The following is a 12,336-nucleotide window of genomic DNA, read 5'->3' on the forward strand; positions in this document are numbered from 1 at the left end:
CTCGCCACATGCGGTTCACCGGTAGGAGGCGAGAGCCTCCATGGCAGTGTGTTCCCAGGCGGAGCCTGGGAACAAGAAAAACGCCGGAGGGCTCGCGCCCTGCCGCTAACAAACGCGGCTGCGACTACAGTCCCGCAAAGGCGGCTTCGATCAATTCCTTTTGTTCCATCAAGTGCGCCGCCATGCTTCCCGTGCTGGGGCTGGCCGACTCGGCGCGCGTGATGGGAATCAGTGTCCAGCCGGCGCTGTTGAAATCATCGCCGAAGTTCAGCTTCAGATATGGCCACGTCCCCATGTTCCGCGGTTCGTCTTGGACGAAGAACAGTTCGGCATTGCGGGGCACCCCATCCAGGGCCGCGATCAGTTCATCGCTTTCGAGCGGATACAGCTGTTCCAGGCGAATCAACGCCACATCATCGAGTTCGCGCTCTTGGCGACTCTTTTTCAGGTCGTAGTAAATCTTTCCGGTGCACAGCATGACACGACGGACCTTGGTCATGTCGACGTCCTTGTCGATCAGGATTCGCTCAAACGTTCCCTCGGCGAGTTCCTTGCGATCGCTGACCACTTCGGGGTGCCGGAGCAGGCTTTTGGGCGTCAGCACGATCAGTGGTTTTCGCCACTTGCGAATCACTTGACGACGCAGCAGGTGAAAGTACTGTGCCGGTGTGGTCGGCTGGCAGACTTGAATGTTGTGTTCGGCGGTCATGGCCAAGAACCGTTCCACCCGGGCGCTGCAGTGTTCGGGGCCTTGCCCCTCGAACCCGTGCGGCAGCAACATCACCAGACCGCTCAGACGATTCCATTTGTCTTCGGCACTGGCGATGAACTGATCGACGATGACTTGTGCGCAGTTCCAAAAATCACCGAACTGGGCTTCCCACAACACCAAACTGTCGGGCGCGTCGAGCGAATAGCCCCATTCGAATCCGAGCACACCGGCTTCGCTGAGCGGGCTATTGTGCAGTTCGACGCGGGCCCGGTTGGTGGCCAGGTGCTCCAGCGGCATGTAGGTCTGGCCGGACTTGACGTCATGCTGGACGGCGTGACGTTGGCTGAACGTCCCACGTTGGCAATCTTGGCCGGTCAACCGGATCGAATGCCCGTTTGACAGCAGTGTCGCGAAGGCGGCCAGTTCCGCGGTCGCCCAATCGAACGGTTTTTCGCCCGATGCCATCCCACGACGGTTGGCGATCAACCGCTTCAGTTTCTTGTGCTGCGCGAACCCTTCGGGCAATCGGGTCGACGCATCGACCAGTTCGCCCAGCGTGGTTTCGTCAAACGTCGTGTCGGTCGGTTCCATCGGCTCGGGGCCACCGAAGTAATCACTCCAACCGGCGGCGAGCGTCTGCGTGTCGGGGACGAATTGGTGATGCTTGCTGGCGTCGAATTCCGACTCCAACTTCTCGGTTCGTTCCTTCTGAATTTCCTCGGCTTCCTCTTCGGAAATTTTGCCGAGTGCTTTGAGTCGATTGAGGTACTGTTCGCGGACGCCGGCTCGACGATCGATTTCGGCATACATCCGCGGCTGCGTGAACCGCGGCTCGTCGCCTTCGTTGTGCCCCCAACGACGAAACGCGTACAGATCGATGACGACGTCGCGTTGGAATTCGTTGCGAAAATCCATCGCCAGGGCGACGACTTGCGCGACCGCCTCGGGATCCTCGCCGTTGACGTGAAAGATCGGGATTTGCAGCATCTTCGCGACGTCGGTCGCGTAGGTGGTGCTGCGGCCTTGCTCCGGCTCGGTCGTGAACCCGACCTGGTTGTTGATGATGATGTGCAGCGTCCCGCCGACTCGGTAGCCGTCTAACTGGCTCAGGTTCAACGTTTCTTGAACGACCCCTTCGCCGGCGAACGCGGCATCGCCGTGGATCAGCACGTTCATCACCTGCCGGCGGTCGCCATCCCCCCGATGATCCTGCTTGCAACGCGTGCGTCCCATCGCCACCGTGTTGACGTATTCCAGGTGGCTGGGGTTGAAGCACAACGAGATATGGAGATGATCCCCCCGCGCGGTTTTCCAGTCGCTGCTGTATCCCAAGTGATAGCGGACATCGCCGCCGCCGCGGCTGAGTTCCGGATTGGGATCATCGAACGACCAGAAAATGTTCATCGCCCGTTTTTTCAGGATGTTGGCCATCACGTTCAAACGGCCGCGGTGGGCCATCCCCATGACGACTTCCTGCACCCCGTGCTCGCCCGCCTTCTCCAGCGCCAAGTCGATCAGCGGGATCAGGGTCTCGGCACCTTCGAGCGAAAACGTTTTCGCGCCGACAAACTTGCGGCGGACAAATTCTTCAAAGATCGAAGCATCGGCCAGCCGCGCATAGATCCGTCGTTGGGTCTCGTGGGGCAGGTCCAACCGATTCTCGGTGCTCTCCATCCGCTGCTGCAACCAATCGCGAATGTTGCGATCGTCGATGTGCATGAACTGCGCGCCGATGGACCGACAGTAGGTGTTGCGCAGCTTCGTCAAAATGACGTCAAGCGTATCGCCCTTGACGTGCTCGACCGCCGAAGAATCCAGGCGGCGTTGCATGTCGGTTTCGCTGAGGCCATAGCGTTGGGGGGTCAACTCCGGCCGGTCGCCACGGTCGATGCCCAACGGATCGAGCTGCGCCTTGAGGTGTCCGCGGACGCGATACTCGCGGACCAACTGATTGACGCGGTCTTGCATCCGCGACATCCACAGCGCCTGGTCGGTCGCCTCGTCGCCGGTGGACCCCCGGCGCTCGGCGACGGCCAGGGCGGAACCGTTTCCGCCGGACCTGCCGGCGGCAGCGGATTTCGACACAGACGCGCGACGGCTTTGTGAAACGCCGGCGTTGCGTTTCCTTGCCGTTGCGGGAGAGCTCACCATGAACTGCTCAAAATACTGCCGCCAGGTCTCCGAGACACTCTCAGGATCCTGAATATATTGGACGTACAAATCGTCGATGTAGTCCAAGCTAAAGCTATTCATATCAACCGATGCCGATCACGGGCCTGGTCTGTTGGAAGCGTTCAAGCGTTTATTGGTGGGCGGCCGAAGCGGGTTCATCGCATTGCTGAACCGTCGCCGAGATTCCACCATCATCCTCAACACAGTCTAGATTTTGGACGATCAACCGCCACCCTCGCTCTGCCAAAGCCAGAACGATTTTCAAAAAAACATTCGTCAGATTGGGGGCCTTCTTGGGACCAAATTGTTGTTGGCCCGCAACCGCGTCACAGGCTATCCTGCCCGGCCGGACGACCTCTCACCACCAATGGATTTGACGATGACCACGTTGCCAGCGCGCCCCGCTCTCCGGTCTCGCGCTTCGGGCGAGTTCCTGCTGCACCACTTCCTGTTGCACTGCGTCCCGCTTGCCGGCCTGCTGACCAGCCTGCTGGCGTTCCCGTTTGCCGGCTCGCTTGCCGCCCAGCCACCCAAACACATCCTCCCGCTTCCCGACGTCCCCTTGCCGCGAGACGCCCAACCGCAGGATAACCCGGCCGCCCGCGAGGCGCTGTCTCGGGCACTGCAAGGCGATCGCGATGCCGCCCCCCTGTTACCCGCTGACTTGCAGGAACTGCTGCGGACCACCGGCAGTGTGCTGGACGGGTCTTCGCTCGATCCCAAACTCGCCCCCCAAAAATCCGACGCCTTGCAGCCCCCTTCGCTGAGTCCCGACCAAGCCTCGCCGGGAACACAATCCGCCCGCCGCAGACGGCGGGCCGCCGAAATGCTTCTGAAATCGGCTCGCTTGCTCGACAAAATCGAACCCAAGAGCGAAAATCAGACGTACTTGGTCAATCAGATGCACCAGGAAGCGGTTCGATTGCTGCAAGATCCTGCCGGTTCCGATCACCCCCACCAGCCCCGACCGGATCAGCGGGCGCGGACATCCGGCGGACTCCCCGGCGATCCGTCGCCGGCGTCCCCCAACACCCTTCGCCCCCCTCCTCGACTCACCCCCTAGCCGCACATCTTGTCCGACCGCCGACGCCCAACATCGAAACCCTCGCCAACGAAACCGGCTACGCCAACGAAACCGGCTACGCCAACGAAGCCGGCTACGCCAACGCAACCGGCTACGCCGGCAAACTCGGACGCGGCCCTCGCCGACGAACCCCAGCCCCGACGCGGGTTGTTGCGGCGTTGGTCGATCCCCATCTTTGCCCTGGCAGTGCTGATCGCCGGCGGCGTGCTGGCCGATTACTGGTCGGCCGAACCCGAAGGCGTCGTGCTTGGCTACGTCGGCCGCGACGCCTGCATCGAATGCCACCGACAACAAACCGAGGACTTCACCGGTTCCGACCACGACAAAGCCATGGACTTGGCGACCGATGAAACCGTGCTCGGCGATTTCAACGATGTCACCTTCGAGCACGACGGATTGGTCAATCGACTGTTTCGCGACGGCAAACGCTTCATGGTTCACACCGAAGGCGAAGACGGCACGATGCAGGACTTCGAAGTCAAATACGTTTTCGGCGTCTACCCGCTGCAACAGTACATGGTCGAATTTGACCGCAGCGAAGAAATGGAATCCTGCGACGTCGCTCGCTTGCAAGTCCTCCGCATCAGCTGGGACTCACACAACCACAACTGGTTCTACCTCCGCCCGCCGGACGTCGCGGACAAACTGGCCGCCGACGACCCGCTGCACTGGACCGGGATCGCACAGCGTTGGCAAACGATGTGCGCCGATTGCCACTCGACCAACCTGAAACGCAACTTCGACCCCGAGTCGGTCACCTACCACACGACGTTCTCCGAAATCGATGTCAGTTGCGAAGCCTGTCACGGCCCGGCGTCGCTGCACGTCGAACTGGCGAACAAGAAATCGTTGTTCTGGGATCGACGCTACGGCTATGGGCTGGCCAAATTGAAAGGGTCCGACCCCGAGCCCCAGTTGCAAACCTGCGCGCCCTGCCACAGCCGGCGCGGCGTGATGAATGAACGCTTCACCGCCGGCCCCGATTACCATGACCACTATCGCTTGGAAACACTTGGCCAGGCAACGTACCACGGTGACGGGCAAATCAAAGACGAAGTCTACGTCTATGGATCGTTCATCCAAAGCAAGATGTACCACAAGGACATCCGTTGCACCGATTGCCACGATCCCCACTCGCTGAAATTAAAGTTCTCCGGCAACGAGACGTGCACCAATTGCCATCAGCACGCCGCCGGCAAATACGATGTCCCGGCCCACCACCATCATGCCCCCGGCACCGAAGGCGCCATGTGCGTGAACTGTCACATGCCCCACACCACCTACATGGAAGTCGACCCGCGGCGGGACCACAGCTTGCGGATCCCGCGCCCGGATCTGTCGGTCAAACTGGGAACCCCTAACGCCTGCAGCCACTGCCACGTCAAGGATCGGCTGCCGCAAATCGCCGCCGAGCATCGCGACACGTTCCAGTCCAAGGAATACTCGCAATGGCTGTTGGCCGCCGAGCAAGACGGCGAACAACCGATCGGAACCGACGGCGAAACCCTGGCGGAGTTGATGCGGCAAACCGACCAGTGGTGTGATGACGCGTGCGAACAATGGTACGGCGAACAAAGGAAGCGACCGACGCACTTCGCCGAAGCACTCGTGCCGCTGCGTCGCGGCGATCCGAGTGCCGCCCGGAAAGCGATCGAAATGCTGGCGATCAACGACGAACGTGTCCCCGCGATCGCCAAAGCCACGCTGCTGGAGGAACTCGCCAGACAAGGCGTCCGCGCGGTGCCACGTGTCGCCGCCGAACTGGCCGATCAAACCGACCAGCACCCGTTGGTCCGCTCAACCGCCGCCTCGGTGCTGGCGATGGCCGGTCCTTCCACCGGCAAAAGCAGCCTGATGAAACTGCTGGGTGACGACTCGCGTCTGGTGCGAACCTCGGCCGCCCGAGCGCTGCTGGGATCCCCCGCGTTCGGCCAACTCTCGCCATCGGAACGGACTCAATTGGAATCCGTATTGAATGAAGTCCACGAGGAGTTCATGGTCGCCTCGGACCGCGCCGGGGCACACATGGGCTGGGCAGGAATCTGCGAACAACTGGGACGCTACGGCGAAGCAATCGAGGCCTACCAGACGGCGATTCGCGTCGAACCCAACGCCGTCGGTGCGAGGACCAATCTCGCCAGCCTGCTCGAACAGCTTGCCCCCAGCGTTCCCGAATCCGAGCGAGAGACCTTGCTCAAACGAGTCAACACACTCCGCAAGCAAGAGCTGCCGCTGCTGGCGCGGGACGCCGCATTGGCACCCCAAATCGCCGGCATCCAATATCGCTACGGTTTGCTACTGTACCTGGACGGCCAACTCGACGCCGCACTTTCGCAACTCGAGAAAGCCGTCGAGCTGGAACCGGACAACCCCGAATTCCAAACCGCGGTCAAGCTGCTCAAGGAAAAGATGGACGGCTCGCAATAATCAGGACGACGCAAGCGGCTCTTCGGATGGGGCGTCGCGGATTTTATTAAAGCCCCCTACCAGCATTGGTGTCTTCGCAAGTTTTAAAACCCTCCCTGGCAGGGAGGGTCGAGCGCAGCGAGGGGAGGGTCGAATAACGACAGATGAACTTCAACCGCCCCCGAAACTCACCATTCCAGTCACCCCACCGAGGCATCCAATGATCGCACTCCTGAAATCGCTTCAGCAAAAATGGACTGACTGGTGCGGCGATCGTGAGATGGAACTCGAAATCCGAAAGCACCTGACCAAGAACGGCTATTTTGGGAACTCGGCAAAACTCCAAAACGTGCGTTTGGTCGCCGTCCAACGCCCCGGCTGGCTGCAAATCTTTCGTTTCGAAGTAAACGCACGACTGCAATTCGAAGAGACCGATGGGCCCGATCCTGAAGCGGTTTACGAAGACCTCTATGGGCTGGTCCGTGATGACATTCGCCACAAAACAACCTCCATCCGAGTCTTCCAAGACCCCAACGAAAGAAGAGAATTGTATCTTCGCTGGAGCGAGGACCTGATCCAATTGCGTGGGGCCCAGGGATTGGCCGAACCTTGATATCGATTAACCTCTTCGTTCCTACCGTTCCCCTGCAATCGCCTCCCTTGATCGAGATAAAATGCGACACGCGGCATCACTTCTGATTCTGACTTTTGCGGCAAACTTCCTCAGCGCCCAGCCACCCGGCGACGATCCCTCGGCCGATCTGTCGCCGGAAAAGGAAGCGGAACTGATCGCGGAAGCGCGGCAGATCACGTTTGAGGGACTGCGTGCCGGCGAAGGCTATTTCAGCGGCGACGCCAAACGGATGGTGTTTCAAAGCGAACGTGATCCGGCCAATCCGTTCTACCAAATCTTTTTGATGGACCTCGAAACGGGCGACCTGCAACAGGTCTCCCCGGGCCAGGGCAAAACGACCTGCGCCTGGATCCACCCCGACGGCGATCGGGTGCTGTTCTCCAGCACGCACCACGACGAAACCTCGGTCGCCAAACAGAACGAGTTGCTGGAACTTCGCCGAACCGGAAAACAGCCTCGTTACTCGTGGGACTACGATCCCGAATTTGAACTCTACGAACGGCTCGATGACGGTTCCTATAACCGACTGACCGAAGCGGTCGGCTATGACGCCGAGGCCAGTTACAGCCCCGACGGAACTCAGATCGTGTTCGCGTCCAACCGGGCGGCTTACTCTGGATCGCTGTCGCCGCGAGAGACCGAGTTGCTCAAGACCGACAAGTCGTACTTCATCGATTTGTACATCATGGACGCCGACGGATCGAACGTCCGCCAATTGACCGACGTCAATGGCTACGACGGCGGGCCGTTCTTTTCGCCCGACGGCAATCGCATCTGCTGGCGACGATTTTCCGAAGACGGCACGACCGCGGAAATCTACACGATGGCAACCGACGGCACCGACGTCCGCCGCTTGACCGACATCGGTGCGATGAGCTGGGCTCCGTTTTACCATCCCAGCGGCGACTACTTGATCTTCACCACCAACCGACACGGCTTCGGCAATTTCGAACTGTACTGCGTCCGCGCCGATGGCGAGGGTCAACCGGTTCGCGTGACCTACACCGATGGATTCGACGGTCTGCCCGTCTTCCTACCCGGCGGCGATCGCATCGCGTGGACCAGCAATCGAACGGCCGAAAAACGATCGCAGATTTTCCTCGGCAATTGGAACGATGCCGAGATCCGCAAACGACTCGGGCTGACCGACTCACAAGACGCTGATCGCCAAGCCGCACTCAGCGCCGCCGAAGAATCTTCGCCCCAATTCACCCCCGCGGACATCGCCCGCCACGTCGATTACTTGACGCGCCCCGAATTGGAAGGCCGTTTGACGGGGACCGAAGGCGAGCGACGGGCGACCGCTTACGTCGCCGCTTACCTGGAAAGTTTGGGGTTCGTTCCGGCCGGCGAATCGGGAACGTTTTTTGACGAGTTCCAGTTCCCCGCGGGTTGTTCGTTGACCGACAAGAACACGACCACGATCGGTGACCAGGCCGGCACCTTGAACGAAGATTGGCGTCCGCTTTCCTTTTCGGCCGACGGCCAGATCGAACCCACCGAAGTCGTCTTCGCAGGCTACGGCATGCGTGTCCCGGCCAGCGAAGATTCGGCGGAATACGACAGCTACGTTCACCTGAACGTGGCCAATCGATGGGTAATGGTTTTTCGCGACTTGCCCCAAGACATCACCCCCGAGCGACGGCAACAACTGGCGCGTTACAGTTCGCCACGCCGCAAGGCGACCTTCGCCCGTGACCTGGGCGCCAAAGGCATCATCTTCGTGGCCGGCCCGACCAGCAAAGTCCAGAACGAGCTGATTCGTTTTGACTCCACCGCCTCGGCCGGCGTCAGCATCGCCGCGATCACGATCACCAATGAAATGGCCGCCCAATTGCTCTCGGAGTCCGACGGCGACCTCAAAGAACAGCAATCCCAACTCGACGACGGGTCGCTGGCGATGGGCTATATCCTGGAAGGCGCGAAGGTCGCCACGACGATCGAAATCGAACGCAAAACGGGAACCGGACGAAACGTGATCGCCCGCCTGGCCGCCGGTGACAGCACCTCCCCCACGTACCCGTTTGTGATGGTCGGCGCCCACGTCGACCATTTGGGACGCGGCTCGGGCAGCAACTCGCTGGCCAAGGACGACGAACGCGACCTGATCCATCAAGGTGCCGATGACAATGCCTCGGGAGTCGCAGCGATGCTGGAGATCGCGCAGTACCTGGCGGACGAAAAACGGGCCGGACGGTTGAACGCCAAACGGGACTTGGTCGTCGCGGGTTGGAGCGGCGAAGAGCTGGGACTGTTCGGCTCCCAAGCCTTCATCGAATCGTTTCACACGCTTTACCCCGATGCGCCCAAGGTCGAAATCGATGAAGAGGCGGAGCGTGCGGCGCGGGCTCACGGGATGACCACCAACGCCGCACCGCTGACGACCGCAATCGCCGCGTATCTGAACTTGGACATGGTGGGACGGATGCGTGAGAAACTGGTCGTCCAGGGGATCGGTTCGTCGCCCAAGTTTGAATCCCTGGTCAACCGCCGCAACGTGCCCGTCGGGCTGTCGCTGGCGCTGGACAAAACCAGCACGCGACTGCCGACCGACGCGTCAGCCTTTGTCGCCCGCGATGTCCCGATCCTGTCGGCGTTCACCGGCGCCCACGAAGACTACCACACGCCTCGGGACACCAAAGAAAAATTGAACTATGAAGGCGCTGCGGGCACGGCTCGGCTGTTCGCATTGATCACACGCGGCCTGTTGACCGACGCCGACGTCCCCGAATTCAAACTCGACGAAGGCGAAAAACAACAAGAAGAGGTGCCCCGCGCACGCCTGACCGCCTACCTGGGAACGGTGCCCGACTATGCGGCGGGAAAGATCAAGGGACTGAAGCTGAGCGGCGTCGCCGGCGACGGCCCGGCGGCCAAAGCGGGCGTCCAGGGCGGCGACGTGATCATCGAACTGGCCGGGAAAAAGATCGAAGACATCTACGATTACACCTACGCCATCGAAGCCCTGAAGATCGGTGAAGAAGTCGGCATCACCGTGAAGCGGGGTGACAAAGAGGTACCGCTGAAGATCACCCCCAGCTCCCGCGATTGAGAAACGGTCCATGGCAGAAAAATGACCTGGGAACGGAATCTGGGGTCATTTGCTTGTCACGGTCGAGAAAAAGGGGTCAGGACTCTTTTCTTCGGTGGGCAAGCGGTGCTTGGGTCGAGAAAAAGGGGTCAGGACTCTTTTCTTCGGTGGGCAAGCGGTGCTTGGTACCTGGCACCGCTTGATCTCGTCAGTTGGCTCGCGGGTGGGCCCGTTCGTAAACCGCGCGCAAACTGGCGGCGCTGACATGCGTGTAGATTTGCGTGGTCGCCAAGCTCTTGTGGCCGAGTAACTCTTGGACGCTGCGGATATCCGCTCCGCGGTCCAACAGATGCGTCGCAAACGAATGCCGCAAGGTGTGGGGACTGGTTCGCGAATCGAGCTCGGCAACGGCCAAGTGTTTTTCCAGCATCCGGCCGACACTTCGCGCGGTCAGAACGTTGCCGAAGCGATTGACAAACACCGGCGCCTTGCGTCCCAGTGCCTGACTTTTGTCACTGCGTTGGCGGCATTTGGCGTAGGCCTGGATCGCCTTGATGGCGAACGAGCCGAGGGGGCAAATCCGTTCCTTGCGGCCCTTCCCGCGGACGCGAACGATTTGCTCGTGCGTGTCGATGTCACCGTCTTGCAGCCCGACCAGCTCGCTGACCCGCAATCCGGCCGAGTACATCGTTTCCAAGATCGCGCGGTCGCGGAGCCCGGCAACCTTGTCTCCCGGCGGGGCCAGCAATAAACGCCCCACCTCGTCGTCGGTCAACACGTGCGGCAACGTTCGCTGACGACGGGGATTGCGCAACGGCTTGGCCGGATTGCTCGACGCCAGGCCTTCCCGCATCGCGAATTTGTAGAAACTGCGAAGCGCCGCCAGTTTGCGGGCGATGCTCGAACGGGCGTAATCGGCTTGTTGCAGCGCCGCCTGAAACGACCTCAGTTCCTGGGGCGAAAGCGAATCGGGATGCGGCACCCGACCGCGCGTCGTTTCCAGCCACTCGACGAAGCTGAACAGATCCTCGCGATAGGATTTGATCGTCAACTCCGACGCGTTGCGTTCGGTCACCAGGTAACGCAAGAACTGGGCGATCGCGGAGTGCATGCGTGCTCCTCAGTGCTTTAGCTAAAGTCTTCGACCGACAGGTTGTCGAGTTCGTTGTCGATCAACAGGTCGTCTTCGACGGGCACCGCGTCGCGAATCTTGCGACTCAACATCGCCGCGTCGTACCAGGAGAAATCCAATTCAGGATTGGCGGCAAACCTAGCGAGTTGGCGTAGCGTTTGGTCACGATTGGCATCGTCGAACATGAAGATGAATTTCTCTTCGCCTTTAACCAAAGCCAGCACGTTGATCTCTTTGTCCATCTGCGTGGGATGCCTGCAATTGAGCGGAAGTCACGGATGCGATTCGGGCCGCCGGTGCGATCGAGTGCATGACCCCAACCGTTCGTCCCAGGGAGAGCTATCGGCATGCCGCGAGGCGGTACTGAGCAGCGTTGCCCGCGATCGTGATGCAAGCGCCGTTTTGTCGCGTTGCGGCCCCTACCAAAGCCAGTGATTCCCGAAACGTCCGAGGCGTCACAACCGTTCAACTCGAATCAACGGGGGACGACCAAAATCAACAAGAGGGATGCAGCACCGCATCGCGTTGATCGGAGAACATCAATGCCATCGCCTGGCCGTCGGCGAGTTTCGCGACCGGAAGACGACGGTTGATGGCAAACACGATCGATGACGCCTCAAACGCCATCGATCTTGAACTCAACACCAGCGTTCTACCGAGGGTAGACGTACAACGGCACCACGACCGTCTGGCGATACGGGTAGCGGCTGCTCATCATCGGAATCGAATTCCAATTGGGACGCAGCGGTTCGTAGCCGGCCCACAGGTTTCGCTCCATCCGCTCCATCCGCTGCTGCGAACGGAATTGGGCTCGGGCTTGGCGGAGTTCGGCCGCGGTCGGCTCGCCGGTCGACAGGTCAGACGAACTGGGCACCACGTCGACCAGCCGGGGCACGGCGATGACGTCGGCGTCCTCGTCGGCGGGCTTCTGGGCGACGCGTTCGGGAGCGACACGCTCGGGTGCGGCGATTTCGGGAGCGGCGATTTCGGGAGCGGCAACTTTTGGAGCCGCGAGTTCGGGACTGGAGAGTTCAGGAAACGGGAACTGGGCGAAGGCCGAGCCGGCTGGCAGGATTGATGCCAAAGCGGCCCAGACGATACCGAGCAGCCCGTTTTGGAGGTTGGATTTCATGGGATTCCCCGGGGTAAATTTGGAAGGGCGGGT

At 60.7% G+C, this 12,336-nt stretch carries 9 protein-coding genes; 4 read left to right on the top strand and 5 right to left on the bottom strand.

Annotation, left to right across the window (positions count from 1 at the left end; genetic code table 11):
* Positions 1 to 124 precede the first annotated feature (124 nt).
* The gene (locus Enr13x_RS28980) at positions 125 to 2,965 is read right to left on the bottom strand and encodes a 2-oxoglutarate dehydrogenase E1 component (RefSeq protein WP_145390336.1); all 2,841 of its coding nucleotides are present in this window, start codon (positions 2,963 to 2,965) and stop codon (positions 125 to 127) included.
* A gap of 298 nt (positions 2,966 to 3,263) precedes the next feature.
* Between Enr13x_RS28980 and Enr13x_RS28985 the strand changes: the two genes are divergently transcribed.
* The 4 genes from Enr13x_RS28985 (at position 3,264) to Enr13x_RS29000 (ending at position 10,060) form a co-directional block, all read left to right on the top strand.
* Positions 3,264 to 3,947, top strand: coding sequence for a hypothetical protein (locus Enr13x_RS28985; protein ID WP_145390337.1), 684 nt, complete (start codon positions 3,264 to 3,266; stop codon positions 3,945 to 3,947).
* Between the two features lie 171 nt (positions 3,948 to 4,118).
* Entirely contained in the window at positions 4,119 to 6,395 is a 2,277-nt protein-coding gene (locus tag Enr13x_RS28990) for a tetratricopeptide repeat protein (protein ID WP_315856939.1), read from the top strand.
* Positions 6,396 to 6,594: 199 nt separating this feature from the next.
* Positions 6,595 to 6,987 carry a hypothetical protein gene (locus Enr13x_RS28995; RefSeq protein ID WP_145390338.1) on the top strand — a complete coding sequence of 131 codons (393 nt, stop codon included), beginning with the start codon at positions 6,595 to 6,597 and terminating at the stop codon, positions 6,985 to 6,987.
* Between the two features lie 61 nt (positions 6,988 to 7,048).
* Positions 7,049 to 10,060 carry a M28 family peptidase gene (locus Enr13x_RS29000; protein ID WP_145390339.1) on the top strand — a complete coding sequence of 1,004 codons (3,012 nt, stop codon included), beginning with the start codon at positions 7,049 to 7,051 and terminating at the stop codon, positions 10,058 to 10,060.
* Between the two features lie 187 nt (positions 10,061 to 10,247).
* Here the strand turns inward: Enr13x_RS29000 and xerC are convergent, their stop codons facing one another.
* From xerC to Enr13x_RS29015, 4 genes are all read right to left on the bottom strand, one after another.
* Positions 10,248 to 11,150, bottom strand: a complete 903-nt coding sequence (gene xerC / locus Enr13x_RS29005; RefSeq protein WP_145390340.1) for a tyrosine recombinase XerC — start codon at positions 11,148 to 11,150, stop codon at positions 10,248 to 10,250.
* A gap of 17 nt (positions 11,151 to 11,167) precedes the next feature.
* The gene (locus Enr13x_RS29010; RefSeq protein WP_095740473.1) at positions 11,168 to 11,413 is read right to left on the bottom strand and encodes a hypothetical protein; all 246 of its coding nucleotides are present in this window, start codon (positions 11,411 to 11,413) and stop codon (positions 11,168 to 11,170) included.
* Positions 11,414 to 11,666: 253 nt separating this feature from the next.
* Positions 11,667 to 11,816, bottom strand: a complete 150-nt coding sequence (locus Enr13x_RS38350; RefSeq protein WP_197455427.1) for a hypothetical protein — start codon at positions 11,814 to 11,816, stop codon at positions 11,667 to 11,669.
* A gap of 7 nt (positions 11,817 to 11,823) precedes the next feature.
* Positions 11,824 to 12,303 carry a hypothetical protein gene (locus tag Enr13x_RS29015; protein ID WP_145390341.1) on the bottom strand — a complete coding sequence of 160 codons (480 nt, stop codon included), beginning with the start codon at positions 12,301 to 12,303 and terminating at the stop codon, positions 11,824 to 11,826.
* Between the last annotated feature and the right edge of the window lie 33 nt (positions 12,304 to 12,336).

The organism is Stieleria neptunia, from assembly GCF_007754155.1.
Classification (GTDB): Bacteria; Planctomycetota; Planctomycetia; order Pirellulales; family Pirellulaceae; genus Stieleria; species Stieleria neptunia.

Coding starts and splice junctions, on each gene's coding strand:
- Enr13x_RS28980 (WP_145390336.1), bottom strand. CDS start 2,965: ATGAATAGCTTTAGCTTGGACTACATCGACGATTTGTACGTCCAATAT.
- Enr13x_RS28985 (WP_145390337.1), top strand. CDS start 3,264: ATGACCACGTTGCCAGCGCGCCCCGCTCTCCGGTCTCGCGCTTCGGGC.
- Enr13x_RS28995 (WP_145390338.1), top strand. CDS start 6,595: ATGATCGCACTCCTGAAATCGCTTCAGCAAAAATGGACTGACTGGTGC.
- Enr13x_RS29000 (WP_145390339.1), top strand. CDS start 7,049: ATGCGACACGCGGCATCACTTCTGATTCTGACTTTTGCGGCAAACTTC.
- xerC (WP_145390340.1), bottom strand. CDS start 11,150: ATGCACTCCGCGATCGCCCAGTTCTTGCGTTACCTGGTGACCGAACGC.
- Enr13x_RS29010 (WP_095740473.1), bottom strand. CDS start 11,413: ATGGACAAAGAGATCAACGTGCTGGCTTTGGTTAAAGGCGAAGAGAAA.
- Enr13x_RS29015 (WP_145390341.1), bottom strand. CDS start 12,303: ATGAAATCCAACCTCCAAAACGGGCTGCTCGGTATCGTCTGGGCCGCT.